The sequence below is a fragment of the Shouchella rhizosphaerae genome, assembly GCF_036700015.1.
Taxonomy (GTDB): Bacteria; Bacillota; Bacilli; order Bacillales; family Bacillaceae_D; genus Shouchella; species Shouchella rhizosphaerae.
Genome location: NZ_CP144921.1, coordinates 4,145,598 through 4,165,546 on the forward strand (window position 1 = coordinate 4,145,598; position 19,949 = coordinate 4,165,546).

Genomic DNA, 19,949 nt, shown 5'->3' on the forward strand with positions numbered 1-19,949 from the left:
TCATAAATGAACAGCTCGCAGCGGACACTGGCCATCATTAGGCACGTTTCACTTCTTCCATGACATACGCTTCTATCATGTCGCCTTCTTTAATGTCATTGAACTTATCAAGCGTAATTCCGCATTCATAGCCAGCCTGCACTTCTTTAGCATCGTCTTTATAGCGTTTAAGAGCGTTCAGTTCGCCTTCATAAATGACAATGCCGTCACGAATCAAACGGACAGAAGAATTGCGGGTGATTTTTCCTTCTGTTACATAAGAACCGGCAATCGTGCCGACTTTCGAAACTTTGAATGTCGTCCGTACTTCCACTTGGCCGATGACTTTTTCTTCAAACTCAGGATCAAGGGCGCCTTTCATTGCCTGTTCAATTTCGTCAATCGCATTGTAAATAACACGGTGGAGACGAATATCGACGTTTTCGGCTTCAGCCACACGTTTGGCGTTCACATCAGGGCGAACGTTGAACCCGATGACAATCGCGTTGGAAGCAGACGCCAAAATAATGTCTGATTCCGTGATCGCACCCGCGCCAGTGTGGATGATATTGACTTTTACGCCTGCCACATCAATTTTCTCCAACGATCCTTTCATCGCTTCAACTGAGCCTTGGACGTCGGCTTTGATGATGACATTAATGTCTTTAACATCCCCTTGCTGAATTTGGTTAAACAAGTCATCCAAGCTTACTTTTGACGATGCTGTTAAGTTTTGCTCCCGATAACGGGCCATTAGCCCTTCGCCTAATTGGCGGGCTTTTTTCTCGTCTTCAAATGCTTGGAAACGGTCCCCCGCTTGCGGCACTTCGTTTAAGCCTGTAATTTCCACTGGTGCAGACGGTCCTGCTGTTTTGACGCGGCGGCCGACATCATTCACAAGCGCACGCACGCGGCCAAATGTGCTGCCGACAACGACTGCGTCCCCGACATTCAACGTCCCGCTTTGAACAAGAAGCGTGGCAACTGGGCCGCGCCCTTTATCAAGCTGTGCTTCAACAACTGTACCTGTCGCGAGTTTGTCTGGGTTGGCTTTAAATTCTTCCACTTCGGCAACGAGTAGAATCATTTCAATTAACTCATCAATGCCTTCACCCGTCAGTGCTGAAACATTAACAAAAATCGTGTCGCCTCCCCAAGCTTCAGGGACAAGCTCAAACTCCGTTAACTCTTGCATCACTCGATCTGGACTTGCTGTTTCCTTGTCAATTTTGTTGACAGCGACAATAATCGGCACTTCAGCCGCTTTCGCGTGGCTGATCGCTTCTTTCGTTTGCGGCATGACGCCATCGTCAGCAGCCACAACAAGAATCGTAATGTCCGTCACTTGCGCGCCCCGGGCCCGCATTGTTGTAAAGGCTGCGTGACCTGGTGTATCTAAAAAGGTAATTTTTTTACCTGAGTGTTCAATTTGGTAAGCGCCAATATGCTGAGTAATGCCTCCTGCTTCCCCCGCAGTCACTTTCGTGTTACGGATTGAATCAAGCAGCGTTGTTTTTCCGTGGTCGACATGGCCCATAATTGTCACAACTGGCGGGCGCTCTTTTAATTCTTCCTCTTTATCTTCACGATCATACAACTCAATATCGAGCTCATCCACAATCACTTCTTCTTCGACTTCCACCCCATAATCAGCGGCCAACAATTCAATCGTATCTTTGTCAAGCTCCTGGTTAATGGTAGCCATAACCCCAAGACCGATTAATTTCTTAATCAATTCAGAGGCTTCACGATGGAGCTTAGCGGCAAGTTCACTGACCGTATGGGAACCTGAAATTGTAATTTTTTCAGGCAGCGGCATTTGCTGATGATTGACTTTTGACTGCGGACGACGCTTTCCGCCACGGTTGCCATGGTTGCGGCGATTTTGGTTATTTCCTGGACGGCGGTTGTTGCTGCCTGGACGCCCTTGGCCACCAGGACGGTTTCCGCCACGGTTTTGGTTTGGTTTCCCAGCTTGCGATTTTGCGGCGCCACTTTGGTTATTGCTCGCTTGGCTTGGGCGTTTCGTTTGCCCTTGAGATTGACTTTGCTGATTGTTTTGCGGGCGCTGCTTTTGTCCTTGGTTTTGCTGGTTGTTTTGTGGGCGTTGCTTTTGCCCTTGGTTTGACCGTTGATTTTGGCTATTTTGCTTTTGGTTACTAGTGGACCCTTGCCCTTTTGCAGCGGCAGGCTTTCCTGCTTGCTTTGCTTTGTTTAATGTTTCTTCATCAATTGCTGACATATGATTTGACACTTCCACACCCATTGATTTTAAACTTTCGATTAGTTGCTTGCTTTGAACATTATTTGCCTTCGCGTATTCATAGATTCGCACTTTTGACATATACGTACCTCCATTATTGGCTCAGTAATGCGGCGATTTTCTTCGCAAATCCTTCACTCCTTATGCCTATTGCCACGCGCGTTTCTTTACCGATCGCTTGCCCAAGCGCAAAACGGTCGCTCGTTTGATAGACTGGGATTTTATAATAGCCGCATTTGTCCTTGATTTTCTTTTCGGTATTGCTGCTAGCATCGCCAGCAAGGATCACCATTGACAGCTCCTGTTTGCGAATCGCGGCAAGAACCAATTCTTCCCCTGTAACAAGCTGTCCGGCACGTTGGCATAAGCCAAGGAGCGAGAGCAGCTTTTTATCGTTGCTCACCGCTTTTTCACCTTTACCCGCTCTGCAATCAAGCGGTCATAGTCGTCTGCGGTCACTTGCACTTGCAAATGGCGCGTTAGGCTATCGCGCTTTTTAGCCTTGTTAAACACGTCTTCACTGTTCGTCAAATAAGCGCCCCGGCCATTCCTTTTGCCAGTTGGGTCCAATTCGACTGTGCCTTCAGGTGTGCGCACGATCCGCACAAGTTCTTGCTTTGGTTTCATTTCATTGGTCACAATGCATTTTCTCAGCGGTACTTTCCGTTGTTTCATGCGATTTTCCGCCTCCTGCTCCTAACGTTCATTTTCCTCATTTGTGAATTCTTCTAACTCATCATTTTCATTTTCCTCATCAAGAAGGCCAAGCTCACGGGCTTCTGATTCGCTTTTTATATCAATTTTCCAACCTGTCAGCTTAGCGGCCAATCGGGCGTTTTGGCCTCGTTTGCCGATTGCTAAAGACAGCTGGTAGTCAGGGACGATGACTTGTGTCATTTTTTCCCCTTCAAGCACATTGACTTTCATTACTTTTGCTGGGCTAAGGGCATTGGCCACATAGACAACTGGGTCTTCTGACCATTCAACAATGTCAATTTTTTCGCCTTTGAGTTCATCGACAATTGTCTGTACCCGTTGGCCCCGTTGGCCTACACAAGCTCCGACTGAATCGACTTCGGGGTTGTCGGAGTGGACGGCGATTTTCGAGCGATCCCCCGCTTCGCGAGAAACCGATTTAATTTCTACGGTGCCATCGTAAATTTCCGGCACTTCTAATTCAAACAAACGCTTTAAGAGCCCAGGATGGGTGCGGGAAATTAAAATTTGCGGGCCTTTTGTCGTTTTTTCGACTTTCGTAATATATGCTTTGATGCGGTCATTATGTTTGTACGTTTCATTCGGCATTTGTTCAGACAGCGGCAAAAGCGCCTCAACTTTCCCTAAGTCAACGTAAATAAAGCGATGGTCTTGACGTTGGACAATGCCGTTCATAATATCTTCTTCACGGTCAATAAAATCAGAATAAATGATGCCCCGCTCTGCTTCCCGAACACGTTGCGTGACGACTTGCTTCGCCGTTTGTGCAGCAATTCGGCCAAAGTCTTTTGGTGTGACTTCAATTTCGACAATATCGTCGACTTCATAATGCGGATTAATCCGCTGCGCTTCCGCTTCTGAAATTTCCAAGCGTTTATCAAATACTTCTTCCACGACGACTTTGCGGGCAAACACGCGGATGCTGCCATTGTCCCGATTCACATCAACGCGCACGTTTTGCGCTTGGCCGAAGTTACGCTTATAGCCAGAAATAAGCGCAGCTTCGATTGCTTCAATAATGACTTCTTTTTTGATGCCTTTGTCTGCTTCAAGTGTTGACAAAGCTTCCATAAATTCGCTGTTCATGGAAAGGAACCTCCCTTATTTCGCTTGCAACTAGAGCAGGATCGACAGCCGCGCATTTGCCACTTTCGCGTATGGCACGGTGTAGGTCACTGTTCTTGTTTTGTTTTTTCCTTCAATAACAAGCGTGGCGTCTTCAAATGATACAAGGACGCCTTCAAACGCTTTTTGGCCGTCAATTGGTTCATACGTTGTCACGTACACGCCTTTGCCGACTGCTTTTTTTACATCCGCTTCTTTTTTTAGCGGCCGCTCTGCCCCAGGGGATGACACTTCTAGAAAATACGCCTCTTTAATCGGATCCACCTCATCCAAGACTTCGCTCAGCTTTTCACTCACAGCTTCGCAATCATCTAAGTTGACCCCTCTGTCTGCGTCAATAAACACACGCAAATACCAATTAGGCCCTTCTTTTTTATATTCTACTTCCACGAGTTCCAAATGAAGTTCGCGGACAATCGGCTCTGCGAGTTGTTCTACGGTACGAGAAACATTTTTACTCAATCGCCAATTCCTCCTTTACATCATTAAAAACGTATCCGCTTCTAGAACAGGCATACACAACAGGAGACGCTTTTAAACGCCGAACCCGCAATGCGAACAAAAAGAGTGGGTGCCCCCCACTCTTTTCTCCATCATCGTATGCTAACTATTACCATAAACGATTGTACCACATAAGCACTACGCTTGCAAGGCAAGCCCGTCTTTAAAACAACGATAGCTGGTTCGACTCAGGCAAGCCTTCTAAACAGCCATGTTCAGACAAATTCTCGACAACCGTTTTTGTCAATCTGGCCCGCTGCTGCAAGTCTTCCTTTGACAAAAAGTGGCCATTTTCCCGAGCCTTGACGATGTTTAGAGCCGCGTTTGTGCCGACGCCGTTTAGTGCGTTAAAAGGTGGCAACAGCTTATCGCCATCAACTATAAACTCTGTTGCTGATGATTTATATAAATCAACTTTATGAAAACCGAAGCCACGTTCGCACATTTCTAGTGAGAGCTCGAGCACCGTCAAAACAGCTTTCTCTTTCGGGGACGCGTCAAGCCCTTTCGCGTTGATTTCTTCCATTTTGGCACGAATCGAACTTGCGCCTTTGATCATAATGTCCAGTTCAAAGTCATCAGCACGAACAGTAAAATAGGTTGCATAATACAAAATCGGATGATGGACTTTAAAATAAGCTATCCGCACAGCCATCAACACATAGGCAGCCGCATGTGCTTTCGGGAACATATATTTGATCTTTGTGCATGAATCAATATACCAATCCGGCACATCATGCTTTTTCATTTCTTCGACCCATTCAGGCTGCAAGCCTTTGCCTTTTCGGACAAACTCCATAATCTTAAAAGCGAGTGACGATTCGAGCCCTTTGTAAATTAAGTAAACCATAATGTCATCACGGCAGCCAATGACATCTTTCAATTCGCACGTGCCATTGTAAATGAGTTCATTGGCATTGCCAAGCCAAACGTCAGTCCCGTGGGAGAGCCCGGAAATTTGCAACAGCTCAGAAAAGGTGCTTGGTTTCGTTTCCTCAAGCATTTGCCTAACAAAGCGGGTGCCAAACTCAGGAATGCCGAGCGTACCGGTTTTGCACAGTATTTGTTCTTCTGTCACACCGAGGACATCTGGTGAAGCAAAGATTTTCATCACGTCAGGGTCATCCGTCGGGATCGTTTTTGGATCGATTCCGCTTAAATCTTGAAGCATGCGAATCGCCGTCGGATCATCGTGTCCAAGAATATCGAGCTTAAGCAAATTATCATGAATCGAATGGAAGTCAAAATGCGTCGTTTTCCACTCTGCATTTTTGTCATCGGCCGGGTATTGGATCGGCGAAAAATCATGAATGTCCATATAGTCTGGAACAACGATGATTCCTCCTGGATGCTGGCCCGTTGTCCGTTTAACGCCTGTGCAGCCGGCGACAAGGCGGTCGATTTCTGCCCCACGCATGAGCAAATCATGGTCGCTTTGGTAGCCTTTTACATAGCCGTATGCTGTTTTATCCGCTACTGTGCCAATTGTCCCGGCACGGTACACGTAGTCTTCGCCAAACAATTCCTTTGTATAAGCGTGAGCACGAGGCTGGTATTCACCTGAAAAGTTCAAGTCGATATCAGGCACTTTGTCGCCTTTAAACCCAAGAAACGTTTCAAACGGGATATCCTGTCCATCTTTAATATACATACTGCCGCATTTCGGGCATTCAGCATCAGGCAAGTCATAGCCAGACGCAACAGAACCGTCATCAAAGAAATGGGAATGCTTGCATGACGGGCATACATAATGAGGCGGCAGCGGATTCACTTCGGTAATTTCCGTCATCGTTGCCACAAACGAAGAACCGACGGACCCCCGGGAGCCAACGAGATAGCCATCATCAAGCGATTTTTTAACTAGTTTATGGGAAATTAAATAAATAACAGCAAAACCATGGCCAATAATGCTTTTTAACTCTTTTTGCAAACGGGCTTCTACAATTTCCGGCAATGGATCGCCGTAAATCATCTTGGCCCGTTCATAGCTCATATTCCGGATTTCATCGTCAGCGCCCTCAATTTTAGGGGCATATAAGTCATCTGGAATCGGATGGACATCACCCACTTGTGCGGCAATGTCATTAGAAGCAGTGACAACCACTTTCTCTGCCTGTTCTGCCCCGAGAAAGGAAAATTCTTCAAGCATTTCCGTTGTTGTCCGGAAATGGACGTCCGGCAACTTCTGCTTATTAAGAGGATTGGCTCCCCCTTGGGAAGCAATTAAAATTTTGCGGTAAATCGCATCTTCCTCGTTTAAATAATGAACATTCCCTGTGGCCACAACCGGCAGCCCTAGCCGCTCGCCAAGAGCGACAATATTGCCGACAATTTCTTGCAATGCCGTTTTATCTTTTACGAGTTCCCGTTCAATCAAGTGTCCGTAATTGCCGAGTGGTTGAATTTCTAAAAAGTCGTAGAAACCAGCGATTTTCTCCACCTCATCGGCAGATTTTTGCATCATGCCTTCAAAGACTTCTCCTTTATCGCAAGCAGAACCGATTAGCAACCCTTCGCGATGTTTATTTAACTGGGAACGAGGGATCCGTGGCGTCCGGAAATAGTAATCAACATGGGACATGGACACGAGCTGGTATAAATTTTTCAACCCTGTTTGCGATGTGACAAGCAGCGTGCAGTGGAACGGCCGTTGACGGTGGAAATTCCCTTGCCCCATATGGTTATTTAATTCATCATGGTAAACAATTTCTTTCTCCGCCGCATCTTTGACCATTTTCCAAAGCAAATATGCTGTTGCCTGTGTATCATAAATCGCGCGGTGATGGCTGACGAGCTCAATGTCAAATTTCTTACATAACGTATTAAGACGGTGGTTTTTTAATTCTGGGTACAGAAAACGGCCAAGCTCCAACGTGTCAATGACTGGGTTTGTGACTTCCGAAAAGCCTAGTTTTTTATAACCGACATTCAAAAAGCCAATATCAAAGCTCGCATTATGGGCAACCAACGTGGCATCGCCGGCAAATTCACGAAATTGCTTCAGCACCTCAGCAGGTTCAGGAGCGCCTTGGACCATGTCATCGGTAATCCCTGTCAATTCGATGATCGTTGCGGACAGAGGCTCTTTTGGGTCTGCAAACGATTCATATGTATCGATGATTTCGCCGTTTTTGATTTTGACGGCAGCAAGCTCAATGATCGTATTGTAGACAGCCGACAGACCGGTCGTTTCCACGTCAAAGACGACATACTCTTCTTCGAGCAAGTGACGGTGGTCTGAGTTGTAAGCAATTGGTACGCCGTCATCAACGACATTTGCCTCCATGCCATAAATCACTTTAATGTCATGCTTTTTGGCAGCGCCATATGCTTCTGGAAACGCTTGGACAACGCCGTGATCTGTAATGGCAATCGCTGGATGGCCCCATTTTGCAGCCTGCTCGATATACCTGCCAACAGAAACGACGCCATCCATTTGGCTCATTGTCGAATGGGTATGAAGTTCAACTCGTTTTTGTTCAGCAGTATCTTCGCGGACAATTGGCGTTACTTGGTTAAAATCATTGGCAATCATAACGAGGTCGCGCACAAATGTATCGTTCTGGATGCCGCCTCGCACCTTTAACCACATGCCTTTTTTGACCGCTTGCATGACGGGCACATCTTCTTTATCCCGGGAAAACATTTTCACTAAAATCGAATCGGTGTAATCTGTCATTTTAAAGGTTAGCAATGTGCGCCCACTGCGGAGCTCGCGAATATCTGTTGCGAACACATAGCCTTGAATGGTAATGCGCCGTTCTTCATCGACAATCGCTTCCAGCGGCGTCGGCTCGTCTTTAATGGGATAACCCATAGACAAGTTCGCTTGCTTTACTTGCTTCGCCATTTCCTCTTCAACCCGTTGTTTTTCCAACATCGCTTCGACCACTTTTGACCGGTCTTCTTCAGCACGTTTGCGGACAAACTCATCATAGGCTTCCTGTGATTGTTGTACGGCGACTGCAAGGGGCAATACAGGTAAGCCAAACTGGCCGCATATGTCTTTAAACGGGTCGGCAAGCTTTCGCCTTATCGCTTCTGCTTCCGCTTCGTTTTGCGCTATTAAAGACAGCTTATTGTCATTGACTGTCGGGGCTTGCTTTTGCAACGTAGCAGCAAGAGGTGGAGAGACACGCGCCAACTCGTTGGCGATAAGAGGCCAATAGCTGCGCCATACTGTTTCATCCGTCTCGCTGTTGGCATATGCAAATGAGCAACGTGCATTGGCAATGTCCCGAAACGTCTGGGCAAGACGCCCTTTAAACAGTTCGCACCATTCGGCTGGCAGCAACCGTTCTAATCGAATGAAAAAATGCCAGATTTTCTGTTCTTTTGAGATTGCTAGTTTTTCAATATAGCCGTCTTGAAAATGAGGACGGCCGTCATCTGGAATTTGCAGCTGGTCAAGCAATAGTTGAAGGCGCTCTTTTCTCGTCTCTTTCGCTTGGCTCATTTGTTTCACTCCTTGCTAAAGCGTAAACAGGCTGACGACTAGCCAGCCTGCATTCCGCATTATTCACGTAAAAAATCGTTAAGCCAACGAACTAGCTCACTAGCTGTCAACTCAAGCTGTTCGCCCGTTTTGCGGACTTTCACTTCGATGATGCCTTCTCCGGCCCGTTTGCCAACGGCTACCCGTACTGGCAAGCCAATTAAGTCAGCGTCTTTAAATTTAACGCCTGCCCGTTCTGGTCGATCATCATACAATACGTCGATACCAGCTTGGCGAATGTCGCTGTACAGCTGTTCAGCAAGTGTTTTCTGGTCTTCATTTTTCACATTTAACGCTAATAAGTGGACGTCGAACGGCGCCACTGCCTTCGGCCAAACAATGCCAGCCTCGTCATGATGCTGTTCAATCACGGCGGCAAGCGTCCGCGATACGCCGATACCATAACAGCCCATTAGAAAAGGCTGTGCTTTTCCTTGGCCATCTAAATATTTCGCATCGAGGGATTCAGAGTAACGGGTACCGAGCTTAAAGATTTGCCCGATTTCAATTCCTTCAGCAAAGCGCAATGTCCCTTTGCCGTCTGGGGACGGATCGCCTTCGCGCACAGTGCGAAAATCTTTATAAGCGGTCACTTCATAATCGCGGCCTGGGCCGACATTTACATAGTGATAGCCTGTTTCATTGGCTCCGCACGCAATGCGCTCCATGCTGCGAATCCGATAGTCGGCATAAATCGGCACATCCTTTACGCCTACAGGACCAATCGATCCAGGAGTCGCGCCGAAAGCGGCAACGACTTCTTCTTCACTCGCCATGCGCAACGTTTTTGCGCCAAGTTCATGCAAAGCTTTGACTTCATTAAGCTCATCGTTGCCACGCAAGATAAAAAGGGATAGCACGTCATCGACAACAACAACAAGCGCTTTAAAAATGTCATCGGCATCAAAACCTAGTGCTTCAGCGGCTTCGTCGACCGTTTTTGCTTCCGGCGTTGCTCTCTTTTCAAGCAAGCCATGTGCTTGTACACTTGGCGCCTCTGGCAGCGCCGATTTTGCCATTTCCAAGTTCGCTGCGTAATCAGATCCATCGGAATAAACGACAGTATCTTCCCCTACACTAGCAAGCGCCATAAATTCGTGCGTATCTTTGCCACCCATCGCCCCAGAATCAGCAATCACGGGCCGAAACTCGAGGCCAACTCGCGTAAAAATGCGGCTATAGGCGCCATGCATTTGCCAGTATGCTTCATCCAGGCTTTCCGGCGAGTCGTGGAACGAATAGGCATCTTTCATGATAAACTCACGCCCACGGAGCAAACCGAAACGTGGCCGGCGCTCATCGCGAAACTTTGTTTGAACTTGGTAGACGCAAAGAGGCAGTTTTTTATAAGAAGCAATTCCATCTTTAATTAAAGAGGTGATGACTTCCTCATGTGTTGGGCCGAGGGCAAAATCGCGGTTATGGCGATCCTTTAAGCGCACTAACTCATCACCCATCGCCTCCCAACGGCCAGAAGCTTGCCAAAGTTCAGCAGGGTGCAAACTCGGCAACGTCAATTCTTGGGCGCCAATGGCATCTAATTCTTCGCGGATGATCGCTTCAATTTTCGTGATTGTCCGCTTTGCTAGCGGCAAGTACGCATAAACGCCTGCGGCAATTTGCCGCATCATGCCTGCGCGCAGCATGAGCTGGTGGCTAATCGCCTCTGCGTCTGCAGGCACATCCCGCATTGTCGGGGCTAAGTAAGTAGATTGTCTCAAGTGACACACGTCCCTTTCTTATGCAATTGTCTCATTATGAAAACAGCTTACTTATATCGTTCCATGTCACTACAATCATCAACAACATCACGAGGGCGAAACCGATAAACTGAATCGCGCCTTCTTTTTCAGGCGAAACAGGCTTGCCGCGGATCCCCTCATACGCTAAAAACATGAGCCGTCCGCCGTCAAGGGCAGGAATTGGCATTAAGTTGATGACGCCTAAATTAATGCTTAACAGCGCAGCAAAGTTAATAACAGTCAGCATGCCAAGGGAAACAGCTTGGTCTGTAATATCATAAATGCCGACAGGACCTGAAATATAATCAAGGGAAAACTGGCCGGTAAAAATTAAACCAAGCGTATCAAAAATAGATGTTGCCATCGTTATAAATTGGTTGCCAGCTTGTTGAAAGGAACCAAGAAACGAAAATTCAGTTACACCACTCACGCCTAAAAAGCCTTCGTACTCATCAGGCATCACTTCGACTTGGCTAAGAGTAGCATTTGTCTGCAGCGCTTCTCCATTGCGCTCATAATCAATGCTCACTTCTTCACCAGGATATTTTTTGACTTCCGATGTCATTTCTTTCCAAGAGTCGACTTCTACACCATTGACCGCTGTAATAACGTCGCCGTCTTGGAGACCAGCTGCTTCTGCGGGAGAGTTTTTCACATTTATTACAATTTCTGAGCTAAGAGGCACGCCTTGGTACAAACTTAAGCCGAGTAAAATCACAAAGCCAAGTATGAAATTCATCAACGGCCCGGCAAAGATCGCCATCGCCCTTTTTGGCAGTGGTTTTGAGCCAAATTGGCGTTTCCATGGAGCGATAATTTGCGCCACTTCATCTTGAACGATGAACGCTTTTTCATCAATTGGATAACGAACAAGTTCGCCAGTGTCTTCGTCAATCGTTTCCACAAACAAGTCATGGACCAAATCAATCCGTTCCACTTGCACGACTTGTGCTTCTGGATGTTTTGACTTGTTGTTGACGATTAGTTCCTTAACGGTATCTTTCTCGTCAAGTACCAGTCCAATTTCATAGCCTGGCCGGATCGTTGGCTGCTCAGGCTCTTCGCCTGCCATGCGAACATAACCGCCAATCGGCAATAAACGAATGGTATAAATCGTGTCATTTCGCTCAAAGGCAAACAGTTTTGGCCCCATGCCAATGGCAAATTCATAGCAAAGAATCCCCGCTTTTTTGGCAAAGTAAAGATGGCCCCATTCGTGGACAAAGACAAGCACACTAAATATCGCAATAAAAGCAAGTAATGTATTCAAAAACGATACCGCCTCTCGGTTTGTTATGCTTGGAGCTGTTTGCGGATTGAAGCATCGACAGCTTGGATCTCTTCGAGCGATGGATGCGCAATCGGCGAATGGGCACTTAGTGCCTCTTCAATGATGCGCTCGATTTCCAAGAAAGTGATCTCGCCTTGCAAAAAGCGGAATACAGCTACTTCATTGGCTGCGTTAAGCACCGTTGTCATTGTGCCACCAGCGCGCCCTGCTTCGTAGGCGAGTTTCATGCACCGGAAACGCTCCATATCCATTTTTTCGAAGTGGAGTTTGCCAAGCTCCGCTAAATCTAAACGTTCATGTTTCGGGCGGGCAAAGCGCTCTGGATACGTTAAGGCATACTGGATTGGGACGCGCATGTCGGGAGTGCCTAGCTGGGCAATGACGCTGCGGTCTACATATTCAACCATGGAGTGGATGATGCTCTCTTTGTGGATCAACACATCGATTTGGTCATAATCCAAACCAAACAGCCATTTCGCCTCAATCACTTCCAAGCCTTTATTCATCATTGTAGCAGAATCGATCGTCACTTTCGCCCCCATGGACCAATTCGGGTGCGCCAATGCTTGTTCGACTGTCACGCCATCGAGCTCCGCCCGGCTCTTGTCGCGAAAACTGCCGCCAGAAGCAGTCAGAATCAAACGGTCGACCGCTTTCTTTGGTTCGCCATTCAGCGCTTGGAAAATCGCAGAATGCTCGCTGTCCACAGGAATGAGCGGCACATCGTTTTCCTTTGCCGCACTGACAACAAGGTGGCCCGCACTGACAAGTGTTTCTTTATTGGCAATGGCGACTGCTTTTTTCGCCTTGATCGCACTGAGCGTCGGCAACAGCCCGATCGAACCAGTAATGGCTGTTACGACGATGTCAGATTCGCTATAACGCGCCACTTCTTTTAAGCCTTCTTCTCCATATAAGAATTCAATAGAATCACCGAATTCCCCTGCTAGCGTTTGTGCGTCTTCTGGGCGTTGTACTGAGACGAGTTTTGGTTGGAACTCCTTTATTTGGTTGCGGCATAACTCTAAGTTTGTGCCGCACGCGAGCGCCGAAAGCGTAAATTGATCTGGATAATCACGGATCACGTCAAGTGTCTGTGTGCCGATCGACCCTGTCGATCCAAGCAAACTGATTTGTTTCACTATACTCGCCTCCCTTATGAAAAATTCATGTTTGCTAAACAGTTAGTTCGATAGCTCGTTTTTCGGCTTACAAAAGTTGAAGCAAATGGAGAATCGGCATAACATAAATCAAGCTGTCGAACCGGTCAAGGATGCCGCCATGCCCCGGCAGGACATTGCCTGAATCTTTTACAGCATAATGCCGTTTTAAGGCTGACTCAACAAGATCGCCCATTTGGCCAAACACGGCCGTAACAAGCATGATGCAAAGCGCAATTATGTATGAGCTAAAAAATGGATGGATCATATAAAAAATCGTGCCGACGACAACAGCAAGGACAATCCCACCGACCGAACCTTCAATCGTTTTATTTGGGCTAATATCTGGCCACAATTTGTTCTTGCCGATCGCTTTTCCGACAAAGTAAGCCCCTGAATCGGTTGTCCAAATCAATACAATGACAAATAGGACAAGCCATACGCCTACATCTGGAATCGCTCTCGTTAAAATTAAGTAATGGAAGCCAAAGCCAATATAGACGCTTGATACGATCACAAAACCAACTTCATCAAATGTAAATTTGTTTTTTGTCAATACTGTCAGCAATAATAAACCTAAGATTAAAAATAGGAACAGCTCTACTTTTGTCACATTGAGGGGAATGGCGCTATGAAAAAGCGTGTCAGGAATGAGCAACAACCACATTGAAACGAGGCCGACGATGCCACGCAAAGAAAGAGCGCTAATTTTTTTCATTCTTAATAGCTCAACCATAGCGATGGTGGCCATCAAGCTAACAAAAGTCGTAAACCACCAGCCGCCAAGTGCGATCATCGCCAAGATGACGGCGCCAATAAATAAGCCTGTAACTACTCGTGTCTTCACTTACACATCCCCTTCCTACACGCCGCCATAGCGCCGCCCCCTATTCTGATACGTTAAGACCGCTTTATAGAAGTGGTGCTCAGTAAAGTTTGGCCAATACACATCCATAAACAAAAATTCGCTGTATGCGATCTGCCATAACATAAAGTTGCTTAGCCGCAACTCCCCGCTCGTGCGAATAAGCAAGTCTGGATCACGCAAATGGTTGCTCATTAAGTGGGCGCTAATCGTTTCTTCTGTAATGTGCTCTGGCATCAACTCGCCTTGCTGTACCTTTTTGGCAATTTGTTGCATGGCACTCGTAAGTTCGAACCTGCTTCCATAGTTTAAAGCAAAATTTAAAATCAGTCCCGTATTATGCTTTGTCTTTTCAATTGCTTCATCCACTGCATGGAGTGTATACGAAGGCAAACCGTCCTTTGAACCCATTAAACGCACTTGCACATTTTCCTCTATTAGCGTCGGCAATTCGCTTTTCAAATAGCGTTCTGGCAATTTTAGCAGAAATTCGACCTCCGCTTTCGGGCGTTTCCAGTTTTCTGTTGAAAAAGCATAAAGCGTCAATATTTCAATATTGAGGGTATTGGCAGCACGAACAATCTTATTAACCGTCTTCATGCCTTCCCTATGCCCAGCAATACGCGGTAGCCCTTTCTCTTTGGCCCAACGGCCATTTCCATCCATAATAATGGCGACATGCCTCGGTATATTTTGCGGATCTATTGATGTAGGCTCCTCATCTTCTGTATCCGTAAAGGCTTGCCTCCATTTTGAAAATCTCTCAAGCATTTTACGCCCTCCATCTCGCTGGCGCTCTAGGCCAGCCTGCATCCAGCTGGAAAAGTGTAAAAAACCCCCTTGCTTAAGAGGGTCTCCTACTACTCTTCATCATACACATAAACGTGTTACACTTCCATGATTTCTTGTTCTTTCTGTTTTGCTTTTTCATCGATTTTTGTAACGTACGTGTCAGTCAGTTTTTGAATATCGTCAGTGGCGCTGCGAAGTTCATCCTCCGTCATTTCTCCATCTTTTTGTAGCTTTTTCAATTCATCATTGGCATCACGGCGAATGTTGCGGACAGCAACTTTTGATTCTTCAGCGGTTTTGCTAACCAATCGCACAAGGTCTTTCCGGCGTTCTTCCGTAAGTGGCGGAATCGCAATGCGAATGACTTGACCATCATTGGATGGCGTAAGGCCTAAATCCGATTTCAAAATGGCCTTCTCAATTGAAGCAACAGCCGTCTTGTCATACGGAGTAATAAGCAATAGCCGCGCTTCTGGTACTGTGACTGAAGCAAGCTGGTTGAGCGGCGTTTGCGCTCCATAATATTCTACCGTTACGCGGTCGAGCAAAGCTGGGTTAGCACGGCCTGCACGCAATTTCGCTAATTCACGTGACAGCACGTCAATGGCTTTGTCCATCCGTGTTTTTGCATCTGCCTTGATTTCCTTTGTCATTGGTTATTTCCCCCTTACAGTCGTTCCGATTTTTTCGCCTAACACGGCGCGTTTAATGTTTCCTTCTTCCATAATTGAGAATACGATAAGCGGAATGTCGTTGTCCATACATAAAGACGACGCCGTCGAATCCATGACTTGCAATCCGTCTTTAAGGACATCCATGTACGTAATCGTGTCAAATTTTTGCGCCTTGTCGTCCAAGCGCGGATCTGCGTTGTAGACGCCATCGACGTTGTTTTTCGCCATTAAAATCACTTCTGCTTCAATTTCAGCTGCCCGTAGAGCGGCGGTAGTGTCTGTTGAGAAATACGGGTTGCCTGTTCCTGCTGCGAAAATCACAACACGTTTTTTTTGTAAATGGCGAATCGCTTTGCGACGTATGTAAGGTTCTGCTACTTGCCGCATTTCAATCGACGTTTGCACACGTGATTCGACGCCAATTGCTTCGAGGCTGTCTTGCAAGGCAAGGGAATTCATAACTGTAGCAAGCATCCCCATATAGTCAGCTGTTGCCCGATCCATCCCTTGAGCGCTTCCAGCCATGCCGCGCCAAATGTTACCGGCACCAACGACGACGGCCACTTCAATGTTCAATTCAGTAATCTCTTTAATTTGCTTAGCAATCGATTGGATGACAGTTGGATCAATGCCATAGCCTTGTTCTCCTGCTAACGCTTCTCCGCTTAATTTTAAAACGACACGATTATACACGCTTATCTAACCTCCATTATCCATGACTTCCAAAAAACAGTCTTTGAAAAAAGGGACACAACTTCTCGCAGTGTCCCCTTCCCACGTTCTCTATCGATTTACTTTTTCACTTGCGACATAACTTCTTCCGCAAAGTTGTCTTCGCGTTTTTCAATGCCTTCGCCAACTTCATAGCGGACAAACGATTTAACAGAAGCTTGTTTGCTCTTCACATATTTGCCGACTTTTTGGTCGCCATCTTTAACAAACGGCTGGTCTAGCAAGCAAACTTGTTCAAAGAACTTGCTTAGGCGGCCTTCGACCATTTTTTCAACAATGTTTTCAGGCTTGCCTTCGTTAAGGGCTTGTTGCTTTAACACGTCCCGCTCACGGTCAACAACGTCTTTTGTCACTTCATCGCGTGAAACGTAAGTCGGGTTGATCGCTGCTACGTGCATAGCAATGTCTTTCGCCAACTCTTGGTCGGAAGAGCTGCCAATGACCGTTAGAACGCCAATGCGGCCACCCATATGAAGGTAAGAGCCAAACACGTCAGCGTCTTCTTTTTCCACAACCGTAAAGCGGCGCAATGAAAGCTTCTCGCCGATTTTAGCAATTGCCGTATTAATGTGATCTTGCACCGTTTCGCTTCCGCCTTTGAATGGTTGCGCAAGAGCTGCCTCTACGTCAGCAGGCTCTTCTGCCAAAATGTGCTCAGCCAATTCTGTTACAAGCGCTTGGAAATTCTCATTTTTGGCAACGAAATCCGTTTCAGAGTTGACTTCAAGAATAACGGCTTTGTTTCCTTCTGTCACAACAGAAGCAAGGCCTTCCGCAGCAACACGGTCTGCTTTTTTCTCTGCTTTCGCAATGCCTTTTTCACGAAGATAATCAATTGCTTTTTCCATGTCTCCGTCTACTTCGACAAGCGCTTTTTTACAATCCATCATGCCTGCGCCAGTTTTTTCGCGCAGTTCTTTTACCATACTAGCTGTTACTGCCATTAAGTATTGCCTCCTTCAGTACGTGTTTTCACTTTTCCCACAAAAAAAGGGAAGTAAAGGGTTCATCTCCCTTTACCACCCTTTTTGGAGTCCGTCATTTACGCTGTTGTTGTTTCTTCTTCAACGTCGACTTCTTCTTCTGATTCACCAGCTGTCGCCTCAATCACAGCGTCAGCCATTTTTCCAGTTAGTAGTTTCACAGCGCGGATGGCATCATCGTTACCAGGGATAACGTAATCGATTTCGTCAGGATCACAGTTTGTATCGACAATCGCTACAATTGGAATGTTTAATTTATGCGCTTCGGCAATTGCAATCCGCTCTTTACGAGGATCGATAACAAACAGCGCATCCGGCACGCCGTTCATGTCTTTAATTCCGCCTAAGAATTTTTCTAGACGGTCCATTTCTTTTTTCAGCAAGATGACTTCTTTCTTTGGAAGCACATCAAAAGTGCCGTCTTCTTGCATTTTTTCAAGGTTTTTCAAGCGCGTAATCCGCTTTTGAATCGTCTCAAAGTTTGTAAGCGTTCCGCCAAGCCAGCGTTGGTTAATGTAGTACATGCCGCAGCGGATTGCTTCGTCGCGAACAGAATCTTGCGCTTGTTTTTTCGTGCCGACAAAAAGGATTTTCCCTCCGTCAGCCGCAAGATCGCGAACAAAGTTGTACGCTGTTTCGACTTTTTTGACCGTTTTTTGCAAGTCAATAATGTAAATTCCGTTTCTTTCTGTGAAGATGTAGCGATCCATTTTAGGGTTCCAGCGGCGTGTTTGATGGCCAAAGTGGACACCTGCTTCAAGCAATTGCTTCATGGAGATTACTGCCACATCGAACACCTCCTTAGGTTGGTTTTGGTTTCCTCCGCACTCTTCATTTTTTGACGACACTCAGCGCATTGCCTGAGCACCTTCGCCAAAATCCAAGGCGTGTGTATTTAACACCGTCAATTACTATACCATATTGTCCGGTTCCCTGCAACTGGATACATGCGGATTTTCATCATTTTTTTCATGAAAGCGAAGCAGCAAGCTCACTTCCGTTACACCGATCCCCAAGTCACGGGCAATTTCTTCCACAGCCAGCCCTTGCTTCTTTAGCGAAAATACTTGGCTGTACGTAGCTGAATGGGCAAATTCCTCTTTATCTTCAACGGACTTCAGCCCGCTGTCTTGGCCGTTGCCGTATTTATTGTCGTTATGATCGTTATGCTTGCTGTATTTGTCGTTTTCTTCCTTACCGTGGTCAACGATACTACGATTAGCGGGAGTATCATCGCTGTGACGTTGATTGTAATCCGCTTGATTTTCGAGGTGCGCCCGTTGATCGTCTTGCGCCTGATCAGCGTATTTATTCCACCGGCCACTATCCCCTTGATTAACAAGTCTCGCGTATTGACCGCTTTGGCCTTGATGAACAAGGTTCTCCTGTTTATCGGCTTTAGCCTGATCAGCAAGCTTCACATCTGGATCATGCTTGCCTCGGCTCGCCTGTTCTTCATCGTTATCGGCTTTGCCTTGATTCACAAGTTTCCCATCTTTGACTTGACTGGTCCGTTCTCGATATTTAACGTCCTTGTCTTGATTAACAGACTTAACACCTGGGTCGCCTTTCGCTTGATTAGTAAATGTTGGCTGTTCCCTGTCTTTCGTTTGATAGGTGTCAACGTCTTGTTCGTAGCTGCTGTCGGCTAACACTGCAAGTAGCTGGTCGTTGCTTTCTTTTACTTCAGCTAAAAATTGTTCAAGCGCTTCTTCTAGTTCGCTTTTATCTACATGCCCCTCTTGAAGCGCTTTTACTTTGCTTTCAAGAGCAACCTGTTTCATAAACAAATAGCCGCACAGTAACAAAAGGGCAAATACTAAGATTTCCGTCAATTGCTCTCCCCCTTTAACGGACAAATTCTTTCTTTTGCAAGCCTTTCCGCAGTTTGGCAATTGCCCGGGCATGGATTTGCGAGATGCGTGAAGTCGACAAATTTAAAATGCGCCCGATTTCCGTCAATGACAACTCTTCGTAATAGCTAAGTTGGATGACAAGCTGTTCATTGCGTCCTAGCTCTTTAATCATCTCTGCTAATTCTTTCCGTGTATCTTCTTCGACTAATTTATCATCAGGCATAATCGCTTGTTCATCTTCAAATTGGTAAGCAACAGCGCTAGGGTCCAAGTGGTCGTTCATATGCATGACGTCGTCCAAGGAAAGCGTATGGCTGGCAAATTGTTCCCGTTTTAATGCTTCGATCTCTTTTTCTGGCAAACCCATTGCAGCGGCAACTTCGCCAGGAAGAACAGACCGACCTTTCTCCTGTTCTAGTTGTTCCGTGATTTGTTCCAACTTTTTTACTTTATCACGGATTGTCCGTGGCAGGCGGTCTTCTTTGCGGAGCCCGTCGATAATCGCTCCCCGGATTCGAAACGATGCATATGTATCAAATTTTAGCGCTCGCTTGGAATCAAACTTGGCAATTGCATCTAGCAGGCCGCTTAACGCGTGGCTTTTCAGTTCATCTTTTGAAATCGATGACGGCAAGCCATTCGAAATCCGTTGCACGTGGTAAGCAACTAGCGGCATATAGTGTTCGATCAACGCTTCAGCAGCTACTTCTGAATGTTCGTCATCCCATTGTTTCCATAACTCTGCAGCATTTGCCATAAAGCCGCACTCCCCTT

General features: G+C 46.5%; 17 protein-coding genes. All 17 read right to left on the reverse strand.

The window, feature by feature from the left end; all coding sequences use genetic code 11:
• Window positions 1–37: 37 nt before the first annotated feature.
• Window positions 38–2,323, reverse strand: coding sequence for a translation initiation factor IF-2 (gene infB, locus V5G21_RS20710; protein WP_011247071.1), 2,286 nt, complete (start codon window positions 2,321–2,323; stop codon window positions 38–40).
• Between the two features lie 13 nt (window positions 2,324–2,336).
• On the reverse strand, window positions 2,337–2,645 hold the full coding sequence (locus V5G21_RS20715) for a L7Ae/L30e/S12e/Gadd45 family ribosomal protein (protein ID WP_011247072.1): 309 nt from the start codon (window positions 2,643–2,645) through the stop codon (window positions 2,337–2,339).
• Window positions 2,642–2,917, reverse strand: a complete 276-nt coding sequence (gene rnpM, locus V5G21_RS20720) for an RNase P modulator RnpM (RefSeq protein ID WP_063608340.1) — start codon at window positions 2,915–2,917, stop codon at window positions 2,642–2,644. Before rnpM ends, V5G21_RS20715 begins: the two co-directional genes overlap by 4 nt.
• A gap of 21 nt (window positions 2,918–2,938) precedes the next feature.
• Entirely contained in the window at window positions 2,939–4,045 is a 1,107-nt protein-coding gene (gene nusA, locus V5G21_RS20725) for a transcription termination factor NusA (RefSeq protein ID WP_011247074.1), read from the reverse strand.
• Window positions 4,046–4,075: 30 nt separating this feature from the next.
• Window positions 4,076–4,546 (reverse strand): ribosome maturation factor RimP, encoded by a 471-nt coding sequence (gene rimP / locus V5G21_RS20730; protein ID WP_011247075.1) that lies wholly within the window; start codon window positions 4,544–4,546, stop codon window positions 4,076–4,078.
• Window positions 4,547–4,748: 202 nt separating this feature from the next.
• Window positions 4,749–9,041 (reverse strand): PolC-type DNA polymerase III, encoded by a 4,293-nt coding sequence (locus V5G21_RS20735; RefSeq protein WP_073304197.1) that lies wholly within the window; start codon window positions 9,039–9,041, stop codon window positions 4,749–4,751.
• 59 nt (window positions 9,042–9,100) lie between these two features.
• Window positions 9,101–10,801: a proline--tRNA ligase gene (locus tag V5G21_RS20740; RefSeq protein ID WP_095293770.1), complete on the reverse strand. Its 1,701-nt coding sequence runs from the start codon at window positions 10,799–10,801 to the stop codon at window positions 9,101–9,103.
• Between the two features lie 34 nt (window positions 10,802–10,835).
• The gene (rseP, locus tag V5G21_RS20745) at window positions 10,836–12,092 is read right to left on the reverse strand and encodes an RIP metalloprotease RseP (protein WP_063608337.1); all 1,257 of its coding nucleotides are present in this window, start codon (window positions 12,090–12,092) and stop codon (window positions 10,836–10,838) included.
• 23 nt (window positions 12,093–12,115) lie between these two features.
• Window positions 12,116–13,255, reverse strand: a complete 1,140-nt coding sequence (dxr, locus tag V5G21_RS20750; protein WP_063608336.1) for a 1-deoxy-D-xylulose-5-phosphate reductoisomerase — start codon at window positions 13,253–13,255, stop codon at window positions 12,116–12,118.
• Window positions 13,256–13,322: 67 nt separating this feature from the next.
• Entirely contained in the window at window positions 13,323–14,120 is a 798-nt protein-coding gene (locus V5G21_RS20755; RefSeq protein ID WP_011247080.1) for a phosphatidate cytidylyltransferase, read from the reverse strand.
• 15 nt (window positions 14,121–14,135) lie between these two features.
• Entirely contained in the window at window positions 14,136–14,909 is a 774-nt protein-coding gene (locus V5G21_RS20760) for an isoprenyl transferase (protein WP_011247081.1), read from the reverse strand.
• A gap of 116 nt (window positions 14,910–15,025) precedes the next feature.
• Window positions 15,026–15,583, reverse strand: coding sequence for a ribosome recycling factor (gene frr, locus V5G21_RS20765; RefSeq protein ID WP_035201437.1), 558 nt, complete (start codon window positions 15,581–15,583; stop codon window positions 15,026–15,028).
• 3 nt (window positions 15,584–15,586) lie between these two features.
• A complete protein-coding gene (gene pyrH / locus V5G21_RS20770; protein WP_095293768.1) occupies window positions 15,587–16,303 on the reverse strand; it encodes a UMP kinase in 717 nt (238 codons plus the stop codon).
• A gap of 92 nt (window positions 16,304–16,395) precedes the next feature.
• Complete coding sequence (gene tsf, locus V5G21_RS20775) at window positions 16,396–17,280, reverse strand: translation elongation factor Ts (protein WP_011247084.1); 885 nt, start codon at window positions 17,278–17,280, stop codon at window positions 16,396–16,398.
• Window positions 17,281–17,378: 98 nt separating this feature from the next.
• Window positions 17,379–18,107, reverse strand: a complete 729-nt coding sequence (gene rpsB / locus V5G21_RS20780) for a 30S ribosomal protein S2 (protein WP_011247085.1) — start codon at window positions 18,105–18,107, stop codon at window positions 17,379–17,381.
• A gap of 123 nt (window positions 18,108–18,230) precedes the next feature.
• Entirely contained in the window at window positions 18,231–19,154 is a 924-nt protein-coding gene (locus V5G21_RS20785) for a DUF6115 domain-containing protein (RefSeq protein ID WP_095293766.1), read from the reverse strand.
• Between the two features lie 13 nt (window positions 19,155–19,167).
• Complete coding sequence (locus V5G21_RS20790) at window positions 19,168–19,932, reverse strand: FliA/WhiG family RNA polymerase sigma factor (protein ID WP_011247087.1); 765 nt, start codon at window positions 19,930–19,932, stop codon at window positions 19,168–19,170.
• Window positions 19,933–19,949 lie beyond the last annotated feature (17 nt).